We start from the raw sequence: 21778 nt of genomic DNA, 5'->3' as shown, positions 1-21778 counted from the left end.
CACCAAACGGAGGGCTTTTTGTTTATTTAAGCAACAAACAACACAAAATCGAACAGGAAACACTCAAACGAATAATTTAGGGGTTTACAAGGTTTTCAAAGCCTTATATTATTCGCGTCAACAACGGAGAGATGGCTGAGTGGTTGAAAGCACCGGTCTTGAAAACCGGCATACGTTAATAGCGTATCTAGGGTTCAAATCCCTATCTCTCCGCCACATTTAGAAAAAGCCCGCTAAGAAATTAGTGGGCTTTTTCGTATATTCAGATTTGAAAGGACTTGGACAAATCCCTCCTTGAATACAAGCCCAACACTCCGCCACATTTAGCAAAAGACCACTAATAAGTTAGTGATCTTTGTTCTGCCTAATTACCTTCTTCAACTATCAAGAGGCAAAGACTTCTGTCGCCGCTTTTATTAACTGCATGTGAATAGGTACAAGGTCTGCGTGGTTTGTTCTATATCCACCACCCACAACGGCGGCAACAGGAATCCCTCTGTTTTTCATCAGTTGAAAAAGAAACCGATCACGCTCAAAAATTGCTTGAGTCGATACGTCAAAGTAACCAAGCTCATCATCTTGATGAATATCTACCCCAGCGTCGTAAATCACCATATCTGGACGATGGAGATTCAACGCCATCTCGACCACCTCTTTAAACGTCATCAAAAATGTTTCATCGTCTGTTCCTTTTGCTAACGGAACATCCAAATCAGACTGTGGTTTTCTCGCAGGAAAGTTTTTATCGCAATGAAAAGAGAGCGTCACGATGTCCGGCTCTTCTTGGCACAAGGTGGCGGTTCCATCACCATGATGAACATCACTATCAATAATTAAAACCTTATCAACGTGCTCGTTATCCAACATGTGTTTAGCCGCAATCACTAAATCGTTGAACAAACAGAATCCACTACCAAAATCTTTGTGAGCATGGTGGTAACCACCACTTAAGTGCAGTGCGATACCGTGTTCAAGCGCTTTTTCGGCTGTCAGAAGTGTACCAGCCGCTGAAGTCAGTGTTCGAGTGATCAGAGCTTCACTCCAAGGAAAGCCGATTCGACGCATTTTAGCGGCGGGCATATTACCTTGTGCCAGTAAGTCAACATACTCCGCATCATGCACGCGCTTGATCGCTTCAATTGACAGCGCTTGTGGTTCAAAAAACTGTACCCACTCAGCTTGCACACCGCGACGTACCTCTTCATAGAGATATTGATACTTCATGATTGGGTAACGGTGCCCTACAGGCAATTCAAGTTTTGAGTATATAGGGTGGTATATCAGTGGCAACATGAGACATTCTTTTCATACAACGTTGTGAAATATTACCAACTACAAAGGTTGAATAGAAATTAATTTAATTGATAATGATTTTCATTAAAATTAAATTTCATACTCCAACGATGAAGAAAACGACATTTACGGTCCTAGGCGCTTTGTTTGGTTCCTTCTGTGCTATCTCTGTATTTATATCCCTGTTGTTTAGTGCATGGTGGTTAGTTGATTTTGTCGCACTCAGCTAACACAATAGTTCGATAACGAGTCTTACCAGAGAGTTAAAAATGGCCCATAGTGTTTTTATCACAGGCGCAAATCGTGGTATTGGTTTGAGTCTGACAGAGCTTTACCTTGAACGCGGATGGAACGTCCACGCTACTAGCCGTAACGTCACAGACAGTGACGAACTACAACCTTTGAGAGCACGTTACTCCTCTTTGAGCTTGCATGAACTGGATGTTACTGATTACGTAAAAATCGCGTTACTTGCTCAGAGCCTGCCACCTATCGACCTTTTGATTAACAACGCTGGTTACTACGGCCCTAAAGGTTATGGGTTTGGAAACACCGATGTGGATGAATGGCGTAAAGTACTTGAGATTAATACGATAGCGCCACTTAAACTGGTCGAAACGCTCTATCCACAACTGCAACAAAGACAGTTGAAAAAAATCGCCTGCATCTCTTCAAAAGTCGGGAGTATGACGGAGAATACATCGGGTGGCGGCTATATTTATCGCTCGTCAAAGGCGGCACTCAATTCCGTAGTCAAAAGCTTAAGCAATGACTTAACGCCTGACGGTTTTACTGTCCTTGCTTTGCACCCTGGTTGGGTACGCACCACAATGGGTGGGCCAAATGCACTTATAGATGCAGAGATATCAGCTCAAGGGCTGGCACAAGTTATTGACCAAAGCACCGTTGAACACTCTGGTCAATTCATCAATTACGACGGAACTTCGCTTCCTTGGTAAATATTTTACAAAAAGATGAGAGGTAGGTTAGCTTTATGCTTTCTACTTCTCTGACAACCTTGAATTTCTGCGTTTCCTTTCCAGACTTAGTAAGGCTATCAAACAAATAAGGAGAGTGAGCATGGCTGCGGATAGAGATCTGGTGAATTTTAGTGAAGATCACGAACTCAACTACTGCTTAAGAAGCGCAGGGAAACGTCAAACACAAGCGAATCGCGATGCGTTGGTCGATTTAGGTAAGCAAGTCAAACAAGTCTCGGGCAAACGAGTTCTTACGCAAGATGATGTAAGAGGTGCCATTCAAAATCACGGCGATCTGTTTGAGTAACACCACCACAAACAACAAGCAAAAGCGGCGCTATCATGCGCCGCTTTTGTTTAAGAGCTCTTTCGCTTTGAGGCTCCCGCTTTCGATGCCCCACTCTTTGGGTAGCTTCGCTTTTTACGCTTGAACGCCGGACGTTCGACTTTAGGTAAGTGGCGCAGAGAATCCGGTATTGGCCCTGATTTTACTTGGCTCATCAACCCATCAATACGCTGTTCAAGTGCCTGCATGAAAGGTTGATAAGCTTGATTTCTTTCTGCCATCCCCTGAAGTTGATGCTCCCAATGAGCGGTCATGTCAGGATACGTCGCATCTTGTGGTAATGCGTTGATTAACCCTCGTCCAGCTTGCGAGCTGAGTATGGATTTACCTTGCCTTGTCAATAACTGACGCTTAAAGAGCGTATCCAAAATACCCGCACGAGTCGCTTCCGTACCTAATCCATCTGTGTCGCGCAGAATTTTTTTCAACTCTTTATCGGCAACATAACGAGCAATTCCCGTCATCGCTTGCAGCAGAGTGGCTTCAGTAAAGTGTTTTGGTGGCTCAGTTTTTCGGTCTTTAATTTCACCTTCACGACATGTTAACACCGTGCCTTCACTTAACGGTGGCACCGCATCAATACCTTCGTCTTCTTTATCCGTTTTTCCCATCAGCGCTTTCCAACCCGGCGAAACAAGTTGACGACCTTTAGCAATGAAAATGCCACCAGCGATGTCGAATACCAATTTCGCTTCGGCATAGACAGCCGCAGGATAAAACTGCATTAAATATTGGCGCGCAATGAGCTGATACACTTTCATTTCGTTGCCAGACAGCGCATTAACGTTGGCTTGCTTAGGCGTTGGAATGATGGCGTGGTGAGCATCGACTTTTTTGTCATTCCACGCTTTCGACTTAATCGATAAATCGGCACCATTCACTGCGCTTTGCAGTTCTTTGGCGTTGTTTGCAATAGCGGATGTAACCGTTCCAGCTTGAGAATAATGCTCCAACGGCAAGTAGCGACAATCAGAACGCGGATAAGTGATCAGTTTGTGCTTTTCGTATAGTGCCTGACAAGTATCTAGCACCTGCTGCGCACTCATGCCATAACGCTTTGCTGCATCAATCTGCAAAGCAGACAATGAATATGGCAATGGTGCAGATTGCTTGGTTTGCTTCTGCTCTGATTCCTTCACTATCGCTGGCTGGTTCGCGATCCGATTAGCGACGTTTTCGACTAACTTGCGATTTAATACTCGCCCTTCTTCATCCTGCCATGGTTTGCAAGCCTCACTGGGTTTCCAGCGTGCGCGAATATCAAACGCCCCATTTTGGTCTTGATACGGGATCAATGCGTGCAGCGTGAAGTAATCTTTCGGAACAAAGTTTTCAATTTCTTCATCTCGACGGACGACAAGCCCTAGAACCGGAGTTTGCACACGCCCAACCGAGAGCACACCTTGGTAGCCAGCCTTTTGTCCCAGCAAGGTATAAGCGCGAGACATATTCATTCCATACAACCAATCCGCCCGTGAGCGCGCGAGAGCGGAAACAGACAGAGGAATAAAATCACGATTACTGCGCATTGAGTTTAGTGCGCGCTTCACCGCAGGTAAGTTCAAGTCAGAAATCAGCAAACGCTGTGTCGCTTCTTTCTTAGTTTTGGAAAGCTTGCAGTAGTCGAGAACCTCATCAACTAACAGCTGCCCTTCACGGTCTGGGTCTCCCGCATGAATCACTTCAGTTGCTTCTTTGAGCAATTTACGAATCACGGTTAACTGCTTACTGGCACTTTTTCTCGGTCTAAGTTGCCATTGCTGAGGAACAATCGGCAGATCGGCCATGCTCCATTTTTTGTAGCGTTCATCGTAAGCGTCTGGCTCAACTTGCTCTAGCAAATGACCAATACACCACGTCACCACATCACCATTTCCACAACGGATAAAGCCTTGGTCTTTCTTTTGGGGATTAGGTAAAGCAGCCGCAATAGCACGACCTAGACTGGGTTTTTCAGCAATAAACAGACGAGACATAAGGATTTGGAAATCAAAATAATTAGGGCCACATTATCGAATGTAGCCCTAAGAAATCAAGGAAAAACTGTATAAATGAACAGTAAGCGTTATCTAGGTATGTATTTATTGAAATTCAACAAACTTAGACAAATCGCGCTCTGGCACTTTCATTGGAGTACAACCTGGTGTACCAAGGTATAGAAATCCAACAATTTCATCTTCACCTTCTAGGCCAAATGCTTGATGTACCTCAGGGTGGAACATCCATTTACCTGAACGCCAAAAACCTTGGAAACCTTGCGCAACCGCCGCCATTTGCATTGCTTGAACAGCGCAGCCCGCAGAAAGATATTGTTCCAATGCAGGGACTTTCTCATGCTCGGTTACTTTCGCGATCACGGTAATGACCATTGGGGCACGAAACGGCGCATTTTTCACTTTTTCGATCACAGCCTCATCACTATGGTCTGCAATCGCGGCTTTCACCAAAATATCTGATAGCTTCTTCAAACCATCACCTTGAGCAATCACAAAACGCCAAGGGGTTAAGCCCGCATGGTCAGGAGCACGAAGACCTGCGCGAATAATATTCTCCAACGCTTTGCCCTCTGGTGCTGGCGCAGATAATTTGGCGATAGAGCGACGGTTAAGCAAAAGATCGAGAGCTTCCATGAGCGAGTCCTTATTGAATCTAACTGTTATTTTCTTTGCTGCTCACTTTAGCATAATCCTCTCACTCGAATAACAATCTGTTTTTTAGGGATTATCGTGATGATTCACACAAACCGAGAGTGACAGAAACAAAAAAGCTGCGCATCACACGCAGCTTTTGAGTCATATAAAGCTCGATGTTATAGCTTCACAGCAAGTTTTACGCCTTGGCGAATTGCACGCACTGCATCCAACTCACCGGCATGATCAGCGCCACCGATGATATGCAGTTTTTCACCAAGTTCAGACCACTTGTCTTCAAACGGACGTACTGATTCCTGTCCCGCACAAATAACGACTTTATCAGCCTCTAAAAGCTGCGCCTTACCATCTACATGAATGTGTAAACCGTTGTCATCAATTTTGTCATAAGACACGCCACCAAGTAGATGCACTCCGCGTTTTTCTAATGTGCGTTTATGGATCCACCCTGTCGTTTTACCCGGTCCTTTACCAACACGACCTTTGCGACGCTGAAGCACCCACACTTCTTTGTCACTCACCGCGTCTGGGTATGGGTACAGTCCACCTGGTTGCGACATTTCTTTATCAATGCCCCATTCATGCAGCCAATCATCCAACGTTTGCCCTGCTGGCTCGGTAATCATTGTTGCAACATCAACACCAATACCACCAGCACCAACAATGGCGATTTTTTCACCGACCGGCGTTTTGTCACGAATCAGCGTTTGGTAATCCACCACTTTTTCTGCATTATCAATACCTTCGATATTGACCTTACGCGGTTCAACACCAGAAGCCATCACAACCTCATCGTACTCTGTCAGCAAATCGTAGTTCGCTTCCGTAGACAAATGCAGATTTACACCCGTTTCATCAATTCGGTTGGCAAAGTAGCGAATCGTTTCTCTGAATTCTTCTTTACCTGGGATTTGCATCGCTAAGCGGAATTGCCCACCAATTCGGTCGTTCTTTTCAAACAGGTCAACTTTATGACCACGTTCAGCTAAAGTCGTCGCACAAGCTAAACCAGCAGGGCCTGCGCCTACAACGGCAATATTTTTCTTCTTGAACGTTGGTTCAACCACAATTTCTGTTTCGTAACAGGCAAGTGGATTGACGAGACAACTAGCGCGCTTACCTTTAAATACGTTGTCCAGACACGCTTGGTTGCAACCGATACAAGTATTAATAAACTGCGCTTTCTCTTGTTCTGCCTTCGCGACAAAGTATGGATCCGCCAAGAACGGGCGAGCCATTGACACCATATCCGCCTGACCAGAAGCAAGGATTCGCTCTGCTTCATCAGGAGTGTTAATTCGGTTACAGGTGACGATTGGCACAGAAACGTGCGGTTTCACCTTCTCGGTTACCCATGTAAATGCACCGCGAGGTACTTGCGTTGCAATGGTCGGAATACGTGCTTCATGCCACCCAATACCAGTGTTGATAATGGTGACGCCCGCGTCTTCCAATCCTTTGGCTAATTCAATCACATCTTCGAACGTGCTGCCCTGCTCGACGAGATCCAGCATCGAAAGACGGAAAATGATGATGAACTTCTCACCCACCGCTTTACGTACAGCTTTCACTATCTCCAACGGGAAGCGCATGCGTTTTTTGTAACTGCCGCCCCAATCGTCATATCGCATATTGGTGCGCTTACAAAGGAATTGATTGATTAAATAACCTTCTGAGCCCATTAATTCCACGCCGTCATAACCGGCAAGTTGAGCGAGTTCAGCGCTGTTGGCAAATGCATCGATGGTCTTTTTGATCTGACGCTCGCTCATTTCACTCGGCGCAAACTTCGCGATCGGCGCTTTAATGCCAGAGGCGCTCTGCGCAAACGGGTGCATCGCGTAACGCCCAGCATGTAAAATCTGTAGTGCAATTTTGCCACCATGCTTGTGCACGGCATCGGTAACTACTCGGTGCGCCTTTGCGTGTTTTGGCTTACTAAACTCCGCACTTAACGGGTGCAAACGACCGCGTAAATTCGGTGAAAAACCGCCGGTCACGATAAGCCCGACGCCACCTTTCGCGCGCTCTTCATAAAACGCGGCGAGCTTTTGCAATCCTTCCTTGTGCTCTTCTAGGCCTGTGTGCATTGATCCCATCAGGACTCGATTTCGTAATTGTGTAAAACCTAGGTCCAGTGGTTTTAATAAATTAGGGTACATGGCAGACATCACTAAACATCCATTTTTATTATCATGGTCTGACCAGACTACGTCCGGAAAACCAAAAAATCAAACAGGCGTTTACATTTTTGTAACACCGATCAATCTCGCGCGAAAATATGCCAATTGTTGAGTGAGCGTGATAAGCTAAAAAAATGTTATCTTTTGAGATCTTAGAGATAAGAACCCATACTTTGTAAGATTAGGGAAAGACTATCTCGTTATGGAGACAAGATGAAAAAACTCTTCAAATTTATTGGTTTGATATTTAAGGGGATATGGAAAAGCATCACCTTTATTAGACTCGCGTTGGCAAACCTGATCTTCCTTTTGATGATTGCCGTGTTTTACTTTGCGTTTACCTACACTGGCGAAGGACGACCTGTTATCGAGAAAGAATCCGCTTTGGTTATGAACCTTTCTGGTCCCATCGTGGAACAGCGTCGTTATGTCAATCCAATGGACTCAGTCGCAGGTTCTCTTTTAGGTAACGAGATGCCAAAAGAGAACGTTTTGTTCGATATCGTGGACACCATTCGCTACGCAAAAGACGATGCCAAAGTCTCTGGCTTGGTATTGGCACTGCGCGATCTGCCAGAAACGAACTTAACGAAACTTCGTTACATTGCTAAAGCGTTAAACGAGTTTAAGGCATCAGGTAAACCAGTTTACGCGGTGGGTGACTTTTACAATCAGAGCCAATATTACTTAGCAAGCTACGCCGATAAAGTGTACATGGCGCCTGATGGTGGCGTACTGATTAAGGGCTACAGCGCTTACTCTATGTATTACAAAACTCTGCTAGAGAAGTTAGACGTATCCACTCACGTTTTCCGAGTCGGTACTTACAAATCAGCTATCGAGCCGTTTATTCGTGACGACATGTCGGATGCGGCAAAAGAGTCTGCCACGCGCTGGGTCACTCAGTTGTGGAGCGCTTTTGTCGATGACGTGACGACTAACCGCAACATCAACGCCAAAGTGCTAAACCCAACGATGGAAGAACTGCTTACCGAGATGAAATCTGTGGATGGTGATTTGGCGCAATTGGCAGTCAAAATGGGGTTAGTTGATGAATTGGCGACACGCCAAGATATTCGTACCTTATTCGCCAAAGAATTTGGTAGCGATGGTAAAGACAGCTACAACGCCATTAGTTATTACGACTACCTAGCAACGATTCGCCCTGACTACACACTCGCAAACCATGATATTGCCGTTGTTGTTGCAAGTGGCGCCATCATGGATGGTCAACAACCTCGTGGAACAGTAGGCGGTGACACAGTTGCAAGTCTACTGCGTCAAGCGCGTAACGATGAGAAGGTAAAAGCAGTCGTGCTTCGCGTAGACAGCCCCGGTGGCAGTGCGTTTGCGTCAGAAGTGATTCGCAACGAAGTAGAAGCGCTAAAAAAAGCAGGCAAACCTGTTGTAGTTTCGATGTCGAGCTTAGCGGCCTCTGGCGGTTACTGGATTTCAATGAGCGCAGATAAAATCGTCGCACAACCAACAACACTGACAGGTTCTATTGGTATCTTCAGCGTTATTACGACGTTCGAAAAAGGCTTCAGCAAACTTGGTATCAACACCGACGGCGTTGGCACCTCACCGTTTTCTGGCGACGGCATTACGACTGGCTTGTCTGAAGGCGCGTCTCAAGCGTTCCAATTAGGCATTGAGCATGGCTACAAACGCTTTATCTCTTTGGTTGGTTCAAACCGAGATATGACGGTAGAAGAGGTAGACAAAGTCGCGCAAGGCCGAGTTTGGACAGGTCAAGATGCCTTATCATTCGGTCTTGTTGACCAAATGGGTGACTTCGATGATGCCGTTGAGTTAGCGGCGAAGCTGGCGAACGTGACAGATTACGGTATTTACTGGGTTGAAGAGCCATTGTCACCAACAGAACTATTCCTACAAGAATTCATGAATCAGGTGAAAGTATCCCTTGGTGTTGACGCAACAAGCCTTCTGCCAAAGAGCCTTCAACCTGTGGCTCAACAGTTCGAACAAGATGCAAGTCTGCTTCAAAGCTTTAACGATCCGAAAGGACAATACGCTTTCTGTTTGAACTGCCAAGTACAGTAGATTTTCAGTAAGAAACACAAAGGGCATCTCTACGTGAGATGCCCTTTTTTATTGAGCTCAACATCTCCTCAGATGACTTTCATATGCTGTGCGCCGAGCCTCGCATCTCAAGGTTATTTAGGTATATAATCCCGCCTCTGTTCCCCTACATGAAAGAAAAAACGATGACTAGAAAACACATCTACATCGCTTACACCGGTGGCACCATCGGTATGCTAAAATCGGATCACGGTTACGTTCCTATCGCTGGCTTTATGGAAAAACAGCTTGCCAGCATGCCGGAATTTCACCGTCCAGAGATGCCGGAATACACTATCCACGAATATGATCCTCTTATCGATTCATCAGATATGACACCAGCAGACTGGCAACAAATCGCTGATGACATTCGTGACAACTACGACAAGTACGATGGTTTCGTTATTCTGCACGGCACTGACACGATGGCTTACACCGCGTCGGCTTTGTCTTTCATGCTAGAAAACCTAGGTAAGCCAGTTATCGTTACTGGTTCTCAAATTCCTTTGGCTGAACTGCGCTCTGATGGTCAAGCAAACTTACTAAATGCTCTGCATATCGCAGCAAACTACCCAATCAACGAAGTCACCTTATTCTTCAACAATCAGTTGATGCGTGGCAACCGCAGCACAAAATCTCATGCTGACGGCTTTAATGCATTTACGTCACCAAACTTGCCGCCACTGTTGGAAGCGGGCATCAACATTCAGATTAGCAACAGCATCAAGGTGAACGCGCAACCTGAAGGTGAATTCAAAGTTCACAACATTACTCCTCAACCAATCGGTGTGATCACAATGTATCCGGGTATTTCACATGAAGTTATCCGCAATACCTTGCTTCAGCCAGTAAATGCAATGATTTTGCTAACCTTTGGTGTGGGTAACGCTCCGCAAAACCCAGAACTACTAGGCCATCTTAAAGAAGCCTCTGAGCGTGGTGTTATTGTAGTCAACCTGACTCAATGTTTGGCTGGTAAAGTCAACATGGGCGGTTATGCGACAGGCTGTGCGTTGGCAGATGCAGGCGTAATTAGCGGTTACGATATGACGCCAGAAGCGGCGCTCGCAAAACTGCACTTCTTATTGAGCCAAAATCTGTCTTACGAAGAAGTAAAAGAGAAAATGCAGGAAGTACTGCGTGGCGAAATGAGCCTGTAATCGCTTCTTCGAATCTCTAACAATGCTTCGAATATAAAAAAAGCCCAATATTGATTGGGCTTTTTACTTTGGCATGAAGTGACAGAATCAATCGAGATTCGGGTTTACACGAACAATGTCACTTTCATCGGTATTGAACTGTTTTTTCAGTTCCTGTTTAGACTTAAAACTGATTTCACCACCAGCCGCAACCGTCATATGTTGCGCCTCGGTATTGTGTTTTGATTGATACAACATCACAGCTTGCATACACGAATCTCGCTGCTCTTTAGAAAGTGTTGTACCCTCAGGCCATCTTCCCGTTTCTACTGCATAAACCAAACGATCATAAACTTCTGGAGTTATCGCTTTTAATAGTTGTTCTGCGTCCATAATGTACCTTCTTATTACATTCTATTTACAGAACATAACGGGTTAAGAAACTGAGTCAAGAACACGAAAATGAATTGGTGTAACGGATCACAAGCAAAACCATGAAAAAAACATACTGGTTACTCGCCAGCCTCACTACCCTTACTTTGACGGGCTGTTTTGAAGGCAACGTTACAACAGAAGAGTTGTGTCAAAAAACGCCAGAGCTCCGTTGTGAAAACCTCAATATGGATGACGGCCAATGTCGAATTCCTAGAACCAAGTTAATTTGGCACCGTTTTGAGCTACTGAAAAACCCATCAGAAGCAAACCAAATTACCGAATACAGCATCGTTGCTGATTATCGCAAATGTTTGGAGCTCGCGTCTCAGATCACCCCTATCGATCAAAGTGAGCTAAAAAGGCAACGCTTTAATGCCTTGGTACACAGCATAGATGAACTCAAGCGTATCGTCGAAGAACTGAAAGGTTCTCAACAACCAGAGACACTCTATTTTCTTTGGTCACAAACGGGCGATACACAAGCACGTCGCCAATTTTTACAAATGGAAGGCACACCCCAGTTAAATACTGCAGAAATGCAGTATGCCTTAGCCACTTTCTATACCAATAGAGACGCAAAAAAAACGCTAGTCTTGCTCAATAATGCTTTGGCTCTGTCAAACAAAGACAACCTAAACCCTGTGATACTTAAATCACTGGCAAGCATTAACCAAGGTTTAGGCGAGAAAAAGCAGGCGTACTTATGGGCGATGGTTGCCAAACGATTTGATGTGCCTTTAGCGGATGAAAAGCAGTTGCAGCGTATGTACCACTTCGAGGATCCGAGCCAATACGAAAAGTTAGATGAGTTGGCCGATACGATTGCAAAGGCAATACGCAAAGGCAGTTATTCGCCCGATATGGTCCCTAAAGACATGTAAACAAAAAACTCCCGCTTAGCCGGGAGTTTTTTTCCTATTGCTGGTGATTATGAGTGGTCTAACGGTACGATGAAAGGATAAAACACTCTTAACAGCAAAAATGTCATTATTCGTCAGATTTGTTGAAAATTAACGACACCGAATTTACACAATAACGCTCGCCAGTGGTCTTCGGACCGTCTTCAAAAACGTGACCCAAATGGCTATCACAGCTCGCACAACGAATCTCCGTACGAACCATTCCGTGACTTAGATCTTCCAAATAGCGTATTGCTTCATTATTAAGAGGTGCATCAAAACTCGGCCATCCACAACCAGAGTCGTACTTGTTATCCGAGATAAATAGAGGGGCATTACAGCACGTACAAGCGTAAACGCCCGTCTCTTTATTATGCAGTAACTTACCACTGAACGGCGGCTCTGTACCTTGCTCTCGACAGACACGGAACTCTTCGTCAGATAACTGCTCACGCCACTGTTCATCAGACTTCGTTACTTTTTTTCCGCTTTGTTCCACGAATTTCGGTTCCTTCTTTACTATTTTGGGCATTGACTTTTTTAGCAAAAAACTTGCTTCTCGTAACAGTTGTAGCACATACTTTCTCACCAGGACACCATGTGTAATGAATTTGATACGAGTACTTATCTCGCAAGTTATATTACGCCAACTGGACTACAGAAGATTCAGTAAAAGTTTAAAAAACGAACATTTGCGAAGAATTGTTAAAAAAAGCGTCGCTTTTTTTTGACTTTAAACAAGTTAAGTCCGATTATCTGTTGCAGATGTTTACTGGATTCTGTAATTTTACTACCAGTTATCTTTAATCAGAAATTAAGTTGTGGAGCAACTATAATGACTATCAAAGTAGGTATTAACGGTTTTGGCCGTATCGGTCGTTTCGTATTCCGTGCAGCGCAAGAGCGCGCAGACATCGAAGTTGTAGGTATTAACGACCTTATCGACGTAGAATACATGGCATACATGCTTAAGTACGACTCAACTCACGGCCGTTTCAACGGTACTGTTGAAGTTGAAGGCGGTAACCTAATCGTTAACGGTAAAACTGTACGTGTTACTGCAGAGCGCAACCCAGCTGACCTTAAATGGGACGAAATCGGTGTTGACGTTGTAGCAGAAGCAACTGGTCTTTTCCTAACTGACGAGACTGCACGTAAGCACATCGAAGCTGGTGCGAAGAAAGTTGTTCTAACTGGTCCTTCAAAAGACGCTACTCCAATGTTCGTAATGGGCGTTAACCACGCTACTTACGCTGGTCAAGACATCGTTTCTAACGCTTCTTGTACTACTAACTGTCTAGCGCCTATCGCTAAAGTTCTTAACGACAAGTTCGGTATCGAATCTGGTCTTATGACTACAGTTCACGCTACTACAGCAACTCAAAAAACTGTAGACGGTCCTTCTGCTAAAGACTGGCGCGGTGGTCGTGGTGCTTCTCAAAACATCATCCCATCTTCAACTGGTGCTGCTAAAGCTGTAGGCGTTGTTCTTCCAGAACTAAACGGCAAACTAACTGGTATGGCTTTCCGCGTACCAACAGCTAACGTTTCTGTAGTTGACCTAACAGTTAACCTAAAAGAAGGCGCATCTTACGAAGCGATCTGTGCAGCAATGAAAGAAGCTTCTGAAGGCGAACTAAAAGGCGTTCTAGGCTACACTGAAGACCAAGTTGTTTCTCAAGACTTCATCGGTGAAGTTCAAACTTCAGTATTCGATGCTAAAGCTGGTATCGCTCTAACTGATAACTTCGTTAAAGTTGTATCTTGGTACGACAACGAAATCGGTTACTCAAACAAAGTTCTAGACCTAATCGCACACATCTCTAAGTAATTAGAAATCGTGATTAGCTCTTAACTGAGTTGAAAAAGAGGCGGCTTGATAGTCGCCTTTTTTGTATCTGGAATTTGAGAAAAATCTCAGACGTACTTTCATAAATACTGAGAAGTGCGCCGAAATCTACCTCTTCCCCAGTGTAGGAAACAAGCACATGGATTTAAAAACTCTTCCTCCTCTAACCGTTCTTTCAGACAACGTAACTGTTGTCGAAATCGATAACGTAAAGATCGTTCGTATTATTCATGACAAAGCGACAGCAGGTATTGCTTTACACGGCGGTCATGTAGTCTCGTACGCACCACAAGGTCAAGAAGACTTGATCTGGATGAGCGAAAAAGCCATTTTTGATGGCAAAGCAGCATTACGTGGTGGCATTCCTGTTTGTTGGCCTTGGTTTGGCCGTATTGCTGCACCAGCTCATGGCTTTGCGCGTACATCCGAATGGGAATTGGTTGAGCACCGCGAAAATGAAAATGGTGTCATCGTCGAGTTGGCACTATTCCCAACCGAAGAAACACATCAAATTTGGCCACACATGTTTGATGCGCGTCTTCTTATCGAAGTGGGTGACGAACTCAAAGTAACGCTGAAAGTTCTTAATATCGATGATGAAGCTTGGACGTTCTCAGGCGCATTACATACTTACCTAAACGTGGGCGATATCAAACAAGCGCAAACAACAGGTATGGGCAATGAGTACATCGACAGCTTGAAAAATAGCGAAGTGTGTCAGGGTGGTGAGGTTCTTCAACTGACTGACACCATCGATCGCGTATACACGCAACCAGAAGCTCAAATTTTAGTGAAAGACCCTGTTCTTAACCGCACGTTGAGCGTAACGAACCGCGGCCATAACTCCGCAGTACTATGGAACCCGTGGGCGGAAGGTGCACAAGGGATGGGAGATATGGCTGACAATGGCTATGAAACCATGCTGTGTGTGGAATCTGCCCTTCATGCACCAAGTATTGAAGAAGGCAAGACTCTTGAGCCAGGCGAGAGCTACGAGCTCGTGACAGTGATTGCTGCCCAATAATCCTCCTAGGCCGGCTCATCCGGCCTTTTTTTTGAAATCATTTCCGTTCTTCCTCGGTCACTTTCTAACTAACTCATTGGTTATCTGAGTTTTTTGATAATTTAATTAATAGATATCAAAAAAATTATTCATATAAACCGATAGCATGCCGATATAAAACTCATAAGTTATAAATATATCAGGAAGACATTCCATGTTAGAAAAGTACAGAAATCAAAGTGTTGGCTTTCAACTAAAGTTAGTCATCACTTTGTGCCTAGTAATTGCCTTTTCCAGCATTGCTGCGCTCGTTTATCGAAACGCATCTGGCGTGCTGCTAGAAAGTACGTTGAGAGAACATCAATCCAAAGTCGAGTCGATGGCAAAAACCATTGCCGGTCAGTTCGATGCTTACCTTCATACTGCTCAAGTACTCGAATCAACTTTTCGCAATGGTTACCTTGCAGGCGTTTATGTAGAAAACTACACGGTAGACTTCATGGGCCATGAAGTACCAAATATCACGCAATACAGCGAAAGTTTGATTAACGACACAAAGCTGGTCGACAGCTTCACACGTGATACCGGAGCAATCGCAACGTTATTTGCACCACTTGGTGATGACTTCATTCGCGTTTCAACATCATTAAAAGATCCGCAAGGTAAGCGTGCAGTAGGCACGACTCTTGGACGCAACCATCCTGGTTACCAACTCTTAAAGAGCGGAAAACCTTACTACGCGCAAATCAAACTATATGGCGAACGCTACATTACCTATTACGCGCCAATCAAAGACGCTAACGGTAACGTATCTGGCTTGTCATTTATCGGTTTGCCAGTAGACCAAGCCACACAAACTCTGTTTGATGCACTAGAAGAGATTAAGTGGGGCGACACAGGCTACACCATCATTGTCGATAACGACGAAAACAATCTTGGTAAGTACTTACTCCACCCGACTAAGAGCGCTACCGATCCTTCAATCGTAGAAGTTCGTGATTACGATGGTAACAAGCCTTTCCATAAGATTTTCGAACAAAAGAGTGGTCTGATCCGCTACCCATTCCAATACGGATCAACCGTCGGTGAAAAATACTTAGTGTTCACCGAAGTACCCGGCTGGAACTGGAAACTACTGGGCGGTACATTCATCAAAGAAGTGACCAAAGGCAGCGACACGCTACTTAAACTGATAGCCATCATTTCTTCGGTAGCAGCGAGCATCACTTTTGTTGTGCTCACTCTGTTCTTAACTCGCAGCTTACAGCCTCTAACGGTGTTGAACTCTTACATGACGCGCCTAGCTAATGGTGAAGTCAGCTTACAAATTCCGTCGTCTCGTAAACGTTCGAAAAATGAGATTGTGAATTTGAATAACGGCGTTGCAAGCATGGCAAATCAACTGAATGAGTTAGTTGGCCAGATTCGTTCTACCAGCGATTTAGTCGAAAGTAACTCGACCAGTGTAGCAAGCGATGCTCATAGCAACTTAACCCAAGCGGATCGTCAGCAAGAAGAAGTTGAGCAAGTCGTAACAGCGATCGAAGAGATGGCCTCTTCCGCTCAATCGGTGGCGCAGCAAGTAGAAAGCATTGCTGAGAATGTCCGCTCAGCGAACTTAGATAGCCAATCTGGTTTGACGATTGTTGAAGGCGTATGTGTCGACGTGGCGCAGTTGAATGATCAATTGGATCAATCAGCCGAAGCCATCGAACAAGTCAACCGTGACAGTGAAAGTATCCAAACCGTCACAAGAATGATCGACGAAATTGCCGAGCAAACCAACCTACTCGCTCTCAACGCAGCAATTGAAGCGGCACGTGCCGGTGAGCAAGGCCGTGGGTTTGCTGTGGTCGCGGATGAAGTTCGCACATTAGCGCACCGTACGCAAAGCTCAGTGCAAGACGTAGTTGGGATTATCGAGAAGCTAAAAGGCTCAACACAAAATGCCGTAACCATGATGACTGACAGCCAACGCAGTGCGAATCAGGTGCTAGACAAAGCGCAAGACGCAGGCACCGCACTCGAAGCGATTGCCGTTCAGGTACAATCTATCGCCTCTCAAGCTGATGCCATTGCCGCGACCTCGGAAGAACAAGCTCAAGTTTCACAAGAAATTGCAGCCAACGCGCATTCAATCAGTGAGCTAAACCGAGAGAGCCGTAACACCAGCGCGAAAACATCACAAAGTGCGATCGAGTTACAGCAACAAGCGAGAAATTTAAAAGAGCAAGTGGACTTCTTCCATTAATCCCTTGCCCTTCTCCTCTTATCATTGTTCAAAACGTGTAAGAGGCGCTCAAGAACCTAAAGAGCCGAAGATCTCGGCTCTTTTTGTTTCACTTAAAGCCACGCTTTTTGATAGAATTTGCCGCCCTACTTTCTGTTCGAGATCGTCATGAACTATCAATGCCCTCTATGTCACCAACCACTTTCGCTGACTGAAAAGACGTTTAAGTGTGAAAACAATCATCAGTTCGACCTAGCAAAAGAAGGTTATGTGAATCTGATGCCTGCGCACCACAAACGTTCGAAAGATCCAGGTGACAACAAAGAAATGATGCAAGCTCGCCGCCGTTTTCTCGAAGGAAACCACTACGATCCAATGCGTCAAGAAGTGGCTCGACTATGTGCGAAATACACAGAAGGTACGACACACCAATTACTGGATATCGGTTGTGGTGAAGGTTATTACACCGATCAAGTGCAGCAATCTCTCTTCGAACAAGATCCACAAGCCACTGTTTTTGGTTTGGATATTTCTAAAGTGGCCATTCGTTACGCTTCTAAGCGCTACCCAAACTGCCAATTTAGTGTAGCGTCTAGCCATCGCTTGCCGTTTGCAGACCAATCACTGGATGCGATTTTGCGTATTTACGCGCCATGCAAAGCAGAAGAGTTGCAACGCGTCATCAAAGACAACGGCGTGGTGATCACGGTAACGCCCGCAGGTCGTCACCTTTACCAGTTCCGCGAACGCATCTATCAAGAAGTTCGCTTACACAATGAAGAACCAGAGAACATTGAAGGTTTTGAGCTAGAGCACCAACAAAAGCTGAACTACACCATGGACTTAGAAAATGGTGTTGCATTTGATTTGTTGCAAATGACTCCATTTGCTTGGAAGGCGAAGGATGAACTTCGTGAAGAGCTAAAGTCCGCTACACTTTTCCAGTGTGAGGCCGATTTCATGCTACGCGTTTACCGCAAGAAGCCAGTTCAACAAGAGAATCAATAGAGAATAACGAAAATCATTCTCATTTATATTGATTCATTGCTCAGCCTCCATTAATATCACTCGGACATTTTTGGAGGCTTTTCAATGCGCTTTTCTATTTTAGGCCTTGCATTTGCAAGCGTACTTTCAGGGTGTGTTTCTACCACGCCAACCACATCGGCCCTTTCTTCAACAGATGTCACCACCTTTTACGATTACCAACTGCATTCTCCTTCTGGCAACGCCCTTGCTTTGCAGAACCTGCCAGATGAGTTAAAAAACGCTGACGTGATCTTGGTTGGAGAGTGGCACACTCATGCTGGTATTCATCGCTTCCAAACCGATCTACTGAGGCAGCTTTCTTCTGACGAACGCCGTATTGCCCTATCTATGGAGCAAGTCACGCGTGACAAGCAATCGGTGCTAGACGCTTATCTAAAAGGCGAAATCGGTGAACAATACTTCATGTCACAAAGCAATGCGTGGCCAAACTATGAAAGCGATTACCGCCCACTCGTTGAGTTCGCCAAGCAAGCCAACTTACCTGTTATCGCCGCAAATGCCCCCAAATACATCGTCCGCTGTATTGGTCGTCAAGGTGTTGATTACCTGAATAAATTAGATGATGAAGAACGCAGCTTTGTGGCTGAAAACGTCAATACCGCGAACAGTCCATATAAAGAAAAGTTCATGGCATCCATGCATCATGGCAAGCCAGAGCAAACTGAAAAGCAATACGCCGCACAAGTAACGTGGGACGAAACCATGGCGGAGTCGATTGTGAAATACCTCGATCAAAACCCAAATGCTCAAGTTGTTCATGTCGCGGGGAAATTTCATACAGAAGCAGGTTTAGGTACCGCAGCATCCATTTTACAACGCAACCCTGAACTTAAAGTGGTGGTGGTTAATCCAACGTCTGAAATCAGTACAAACAGCCCCGATTATCAGTTAGAAGTACTCGAACCGCCGGTTCGCTTCGTTCAAGATGTGAACCGAATGGCCGCGTATAAGCACCTATCTACACGTAATGACGATCTTCAATGTAAATAACGCGGCCTATCCTACATTTTAATCTAGTTATACGGTCTGTTTTTTGCTTTGCTATTTAAGAAACAATCTTGGCGGCAAAAACAGGCCCGTTTTCTCCTATCATGAGTTCCAACCTTTGATTCAGAATATCTGCGTCAAATTGGTACAAATTGATTCAAGAAATACCCTATGCCGTCGATATAGAGATAACTGCTTTTTACCCGCACTCAGTGAAAGAGTGTCGATGTTCCAAGGAGTATTCGATGAATCCAGTAGGAAGCAACCCAGTAAACTCTTATGCTAAGCAACCGGCAGTAGTGGCACAAAATCAAGACAATCACGTTGATACGGCTGCCGCGCCACTCAAAGTTGAGCACAACAAAGTGACACTTTCTACGGAAGGTAAGGCACTGCTAGCGGCGTTGCAGCAAATTGACCATGAGAGTAAAAAGGTAGAAGCAGAAAACAAAACAATGGGTGAAAAAGTAGAATCTTTCACTCACGGTGCACTTGGCATGGATCATCCCGACAAGATTGAAGAAGAGGAAGACGGCTCATATTCTGCAGGGCAGTATCTTTCCGCTGCGCTCACTGTTAGTGGTATCATTTTAGCTCTCGTCTAGCCGCAAAATTCCTACTCGACACGATAACAAACCGTGTTTGAATCCGTACTGAAAAGCAGACCATAATTCCTTTCGCTTAAGAACAAGCCATCATACAACATGGATGAATCTTTCATCTATAAGGCATGGTTCTTACTGCATTCACTCGTTTATTGCTCCCTCAATCAAGTTTCTTATGAAGGCGCTAAATGGATGACTTTAGTCCATGCTTTCAACTCCTAAGCGTAATCCAAGCCCACTTCTGTGGGCTTTTTTATACCCCAACATCTGCGACCGAGTTGGCTAGCAACCCAAAATGACAATGCCGTGAATCTTTTATTACCGCCACAAAAGCGTCATAAACCGCTGCTTTAATTTCTGCGCTTTCAATAAACAAGGAAAATATAATGAAGCGTTTAGTTTCTCCGATTATTACTGCAGTGGCTGCATCTACACTTTCATTCAATGCGCTATCCGCTGAAATCAAAAACGTTATTCTGATGATTGGTGATGGTATGGGGCCTCAGCAAGTCGGCTTGCTAGAAACCTACGCGAACCACGCACCAAACTCGATTTACAAAGGCCAAACCACCGCGCTCTACAAGTTAGCGCAAGAAGGAGTGATTGGCTCATCTTTAACGAACCCAGAAGATGCGATCGTTGTCGACTCTGCATGTTCGGCAACAATGCTCGCAACAGGTATCCCAACCGCATCAGAAGTGATTGGTATTGACAGCCAAGGCAATCACGTTGAGACCATTTTGGAAAAAGCCAAGAGCAAAGGCAAAGCAACGGGTCTTGTTTCAGATACGCGCATGACGCACGCAACACCAGCCGCGTTTGCTGCGCATCAGCCTCATCGCTCGCTAGAAAACAACATCGCTTCCGATATGCTAGAAAGCGGTGTCGACGTGTTGTTATCTGGTGGTCTGCGTCACTGGATTCCAAAATCGACTAACGACAAAGGTGAAACTTACCAAGCGCTAGAAAAACTTACGCAAGGCAGTGTTTACCTAAAATCTAAGCGTAAAGACGAACGCAATCTGCTTACCGAAGCGCAAGACCAAGGCTACAGCCTAGCTTTCAGCCGAGACATGTTGGCACAAGCAAAAGGCGACAAACTACTTGGCCTATTCGCTTACTCAGGTATGGATGATGGTATTGCTTACAGTAACAGCAAAAACGATCCAAAACGCACACAACCATCGTTGAAAGAAATGACGGTCAAAGCGCTTGATGTTCTTTCTAAAGACAAAGACGGCTTCTTCTTGATGGTTGAAGGTGGTCAAATCGACTGGGCTGGCCACAGTAACGATGCTGGTACCATGCTACATGAGTTGATTAAGTTCGACGAAGCGGTGAACTCTGTTTACGAGTGGGCGAAAGGTCGTGACGACACACTTATCATTGTTACCGCAGACCACGAAACAGGTTCTTTTGGCTTTAGCTACTCATCAGCAAATCTACCTAAACCAGAAAAACGCAAAGGTGAAGCCTTTGAAAAACGCGATTACGCGCCAAACTTCAACTTCGGTAAGTTTGAAATCCTAGATGGTTTATACAACCAGAAGAAAAGCTACTACGGCATGATCAGCGAGTTTGAAGCGCTAGATAAAGCACAGCAAACACCAGAAAAGCTAGCTGAAGTGGTGAATGCCAACAGCGATTTTTCTATCACACCTGAGCAAGCCGCTCATGTACTAGCAAGCAAACCAAACCCATACCGAGTTGCTGGCCACTCGTACCTAGAAGTAGAAACGGTACCAACAATTAACGACTTTGATGCGTTCTTCCCATACAACGACCGCGGTAACTTGCTCGCTCGCGAACAAGCGACCAAACAAAACACGGTATGGGGAACAGGCACGCACACTCATACACCAGTGAACGTGTTCGCTTGGGGGCCTGCAGAAACCATTCTTCCAGTTTCAAAAATCATGCACCACTCCGAGCTTGGTGAGTTCCTAAAGCAACAAATCAAATAATCATCTTGCACTTACTTCACGTCTTGTGATGTTCCAACGCTCTCTCACGAGAGCGTTTTTTTATCCGCAAAAACAGTTGACG

At 45.1% G+C, this 21778-nt stretch carries 18 protein-coding genes and 1 tRNA gene; 13 read left to right on the top strand and 6 right to left on the bottom strand.

Annotated features, from left to right (window positions below; all coding sequences use genetic code 11):
- Positions 1 to 125: 125 nt before the first annotated feature.
- Positions 126 to 216 (top strand) — tRNA-Ser (locus BIW15_RS06880).
- 168 nt (positions 217 to 384) lie between these two features.
- Here the strand turns inward: BIW15_RS06880 and BIW15_RS06875 are convergent.
- Complete coding sequence (locus BIW15_RS06875; RefSeq protein WP_025442127.1) at positions 385 to 1293, bottom strand: histone deacetylase; 909 nt, start codon at positions 1291 to 1293, stop codon at positions 385 to 387.
- 269 nt (positions 1294 to 1562) lie between these two features.
- Here BIW15_RS06875 and BIW15_RS06870 point away from each other — a divergent pair, with 269 nt between their 5' ends.
- Both BIW15_RS06870 and BIW15_RS06860 read left to right on the top strand, forming a co-directional pair.
- The gene (locus tag BIW15_RS06870; RefSeq protein WP_077280723.1) at positions 1563 to 2252 is read left to right on the top strand and encodes an SDR family oxidoreductase; all 690 of its coding nucleotides are present in this window, start codon (positions 1563 to 1565) and stop codon (positions 2250 to 2252) included.
- A gap of 121 nt (positions 2253 to 2373) precedes the next feature.
- Positions 2374 to 2580, top strand: a complete 207-nt coding sequence (locus BIW15_RS06860; RefSeq protein ID WP_005461782.1) for a hypothetical protein — start codon at positions 2374 to 2376, stop codon at positions 2578 to 2580.
- Between the two features lie 50 nt (positions 2581 to 2630).
- Here BIW15_RS06860 and BIW15_RS06855 read toward each other — a convergent pair whose 3' ends face one another.
- From BIW15_RS06855 to BIW15_RS06845, 3 genes are all read right to left on the bottom strand, one after another.
- Positions 2631 to 4595, bottom strand: a complete 1965-nt coding sequence (locus tag BIW15_RS06855) for a DNA topoisomerase III (RefSeq protein ID WP_077280721.1) — start codon at positions 4593 to 4595, stop codon at positions 2631 to 2633.
- A 105-nt stretch (positions 4596 to 4700) separates the two neighbouring features.
- Positions 4701 to 5249 carry an NAD(P)H nitroreductase gene (locus BIW15_RS06850; RefSeq protein ID WP_005461733.1) on the bottom strand — a complete coding sequence of 183 codons (549 nt, stop codon included), beginning with the start codon at positions 5247 to 5249 and terminating at the stop codon, positions 4701 to 4703.
- A 179-nt stretch (positions 5250 to 5428) separates the two neighbouring features.
- Positions 5429 to 7441 (bottom strand): NADPH-dependent 2,4-dienoyl-CoA reductase, encoded by a 2013-nt coding sequence (locus BIW15_RS06845; protein WP_025535494.1) that lies wholly within the window; start codon positions 7439 to 7441, stop codon positions 5429 to 5431.
- Between the two features lie 225 nt (positions 7442 to 7666).
- On the opposite strand from BIW15_RS06845, the gene sppA reads away from it, so the two are divergent.
- Together sppA and ansA are read left to right on the top strand one after the other, a co-directional pair.
- Complete coding sequence (gene sppA, locus BIW15_RS06840; RefSeq protein ID WP_005494455.1) at positions 7667 to 9517, top strand: signal peptide peptidase SppA; 1851 nt, start codon at positions 7667 to 7669, stop codon at positions 9515 to 9517.
- 164 nt (positions 9518 to 9681) lie between these two features.
- Positions 9682 to 10695, top strand: coding sequence for an asparaginase (ansA, locus tag BIW15_RS06835; RefSeq protein WP_005479567.1), 1014 nt, complete (start codon positions 9682 to 9684; stop codon positions 10693 to 10695).
- An 87-nt stretch (positions 10696 to 10782) separates the two neighbouring features.
- Here the strand turns inward: ansA and BIW15_RS06830 are convergent, their stop codons facing one another.
- Positions 10783 to 11067 (bottom strand): YeaC family protein, encoded by a 285-nt coding sequence (locus tag BIW15_RS06830; RefSeq protein WP_017447818.1) that lies wholly within the window; start codon positions 11065 to 11067, stop codon positions 10783 to 10785.
- Between the two features lie 101 nt (positions 11068 to 11168).
- Here BIW15_RS06830 and BIW15_RS06825 point away from each other — a divergent pair, with 101 nt between their 5' ends.
- On the top strand, positions 11169 to 11990 hold the full coding sequence (locus tag BIW15_RS06825; protein WP_029999776.1) for a DUF2989 domain-containing protein: 822 nt from the start codon (positions 11169 to 11171) through the stop codon (positions 11988 to 11990).
- Between the two features lie 106 nt (positions 11991 to 12096).
- On the opposite strand, the gene msrB is transcribed toward BIW15_RS06825, so the two are convergent.
- Positions 12097 to 12540 (bottom strand): peptide-methionine (R)-S-oxide reductase MsrB, encoded by a 444-nt coding sequence (msrB, locus tag BIW15_RS06820; RefSeq protein WP_011106032.1) that lies wholly within the window; start codon positions 12538 to 12540, stop codon positions 12097 to 12099.
- Positions 12541 to 12843: 303 nt separating this feature from the next.
- On the opposite strand from msrB, the gene gap reads away from it, so the two are divergent.
- The 7 genes from gap to BIW15_RS06780 all read left to right on the top strand — a co-directional run bounded on the left by gap (position 12844) and on the right by BIW15_RS06780 (position 21696).
- Positions 12844 to 13839, top strand: a complete 996-nt coding sequence (gene gap, locus BIW15_RS06815; RefSeq protein WP_005479552.1) for a type I glyceraldehyde-3-phosphate dehydrogenase — start codon at positions 12844 to 12846, stop codon at positions 13837 to 13839.
- A 157-nt stretch (positions 13840 to 13996) separates the two neighbouring features.
- Positions 13997 to 14881 (top strand): D-hexose-6-phosphate mutarotase, encoded by an 885-nt coding sequence (locus BIW15_RS06810; protein ID WP_029837540.1) that lies wholly within the window; start codon positions 13997 to 13999, stop codon positions 14879 to 14881.
- 193 nt (positions 14882 to 15074) lie between these two features.
- The gene (locus BIW15_RS06805) at positions 15075 to 17111 is read left to right on the top strand and encodes a methyl-accepting chemotaxis protein (protein WP_077280720.1); all 2037 of its coding nucleotides are present in this window, start codon (positions 15075 to 15077) and stop codon (positions 17109 to 17111) included.
- A 147-nt stretch (positions 17112 to 17258) separates the two neighbouring features.
- Complete coding sequence (gene rlmA, locus BIW15_RS06800; protein ID WP_043043467.1) at positions 17259 to 18098, top strand: 23S rRNA (guanine(745)-N(1))-methyltransferase; 840 nt, start codon at positions 17259 to 17261, stop codon at positions 18096 to 18098.
- Between the two features lie 84 nt (positions 18099 to 18182).
- Complete coding sequence (locus BIW15_RS06795) at positions 18183 to 19130, top strand: ChaN family lipoprotein (protein WP_077280719.1); 948 nt, start codon at positions 18183 to 18185, stop codon at positions 19128 to 19130.
- Positions 19131 to 19372: 242 nt separating this feature from the next.
- Complete coding sequence (locus tag BIW15_RS06790; RefSeq protein ID WP_077280718.1) at positions 19373 to 19732, top strand: hypothetical protein; 360 nt, start codon at positions 19373 to 19375, stop codon at positions 19730 to 19732.
- Between the two features lie 386 nt (positions 19733 to 20118).
- Positions 20119 to 21696, top strand: coding sequence for an alkaline phosphatase (locus tag BIW15_RS06780; RefSeq protein WP_005460094.1), 1578 nt, complete (start codon positions 20119 to 20121; stop codon positions 21694 to 21696).
- Positions 21697 to 21778 lie beyond the last annotated feature (82 nt).

This window comes from Vibrio sp. SALL6 (assembly GCF_002002385.1).
Lineage (GTDB): Bacteria > Pseudomonadota > Gammaproteobacteria > Enterobacterales > Vibrionaceae > Vibrio > Vibrio parahaemolyticus.
This window is presented reverse-complemented; position numbering and strand designations above follow the sequence as displayed.

What these genes read in the sequence shown, in the direction of transcription:
- BIW15_RS06875 (WP_025442127.1), bottom strand. Translation starts at nt 1,293, where the DNA reads ATGTTGCCACTGATATACCACCCTATATACTCAAAACTTGAATTGCCT.
- BIW15_RS06870 (WP_077280723.1), top strand. Translation starts at nt 1,563, where the DNA reads ATGGCCCATAGTGTTTTTATCACAGGCGCAAATCGTGGTATTGGTTTG.
- BIW15_RS06860 (WP_005461782.1), top strand. Translation starts at nt 2,374, where the DNA reads ATGGCTGCGGATAGAGATCTGGTGAATTTTAGTGAAGATCACGAACTC.
- BIW15_RS06855 (WP_077280721.1), bottom strand. Translation starts at nt 4,595, where the DNA reads ATGTCTCGTCTGTTTATTGCTGAAAAACCCAGTCTAGGTCGTGCTATT.
- BIW15_RS06850 (WP_005461733.1), bottom strand. Translation starts at nt 5,249, where the DNA reads ATGGAAGCTCTCGATCTTTTGCTTAACCGTCGCTCTATCGCCAAATTA.
- BIW15_RS06845 (WP_025535494.1), bottom strand. Translation starts at nt 7,441, where the DNA reads ATGTCTGCCATGTACCCTAATTTATTAAAACCACTGGACCTAGGTTTT.
- sppA (WP_005494455.1), top strand. Translation starts at nt 7,667, where the DNA reads ATGAAAAAACTCTTCAAATTTATTGGTTTGATATTTAAGGGGATATGG.
- ansA (WP_005479567.1), top strand. Translation starts at nt 9,682, where the DNA reads ATGACTAGAAAACACATCTACATCGCTTACACCGGTGGCACCATCGGT.
- BIW15_RS06830 (WP_017447818.1), bottom strand. Translation starts at nt 11,067, where the DNA reads ATGGACGCAGAACAACTATTAAAAGCGATAACTCCAGAAGTTTATGAT.
- BIW15_RS06825 (WP_029999776.1), top strand. Translation starts at nt 11,169, where the DNA reads ATGAAAAAAACATACTGGTTACTCGCCAGCCTCACTACCCTTACTTTG.
- msrB (WP_011106032.1), bottom strand. Translation starts at nt 12,540, where the DNA reads ATGCCCAAAATAGTAAAGAAGGAACCGAAATTCGTGGAACAAAGCGGA.
- gap (WP_005479552.1), top strand. Translation starts at nt 12,844, where the DNA reads ATGACTATCAAAGTAGGTATTAACGGTTTTGGCCGTATCGGTCGTTTC.
- BIW15_RS06810 (WP_029837540.1), top strand. Translation starts at nt 13,997, where the DNA reads ATGGATTTAAAAACTCTTCCTCCTCTAACCGTTCTTTCAGACAACGTA.
- BIW15_RS06805 (WP_077280720.1), top strand. Translation starts at nt 15,075, where the DNA reads ATGTTAGAAAAGTACAGAAATCAAAGTGTTGGCTTTCAACTAAAGTTA.
- rlmA (WP_043043467.1), top strand. Translation starts at nt 17,259, where the DNA reads ATGAACTATCAATGCCCTCTATGTCACCAACCACTTTCGCTGACTGAA.
- BIW15_RS06795 (WP_077280719.1), top strand. Translation starts at nt 18,183, where the DNA reads ATGCGCTTTTCTATTTTAGGCCTTGCATTTGCAAGCGTACTTTCAGGG.
- BIW15_RS06790 (WP_077280718.1), top strand. Translation starts at nt 19,373, where the DNA reads ATGAATCCAGTAGGAAGCAACCCAGTAAACTCTTATGCTAAGCAACCG.
- BIW15_RS06780 (WP_005460094.1), top strand. Translation starts at nt 20,119, where the DNA reads ATGAAGCGTTTAGTTTCTCCGATTATTACTGCAGTGGCTGCATCTACA.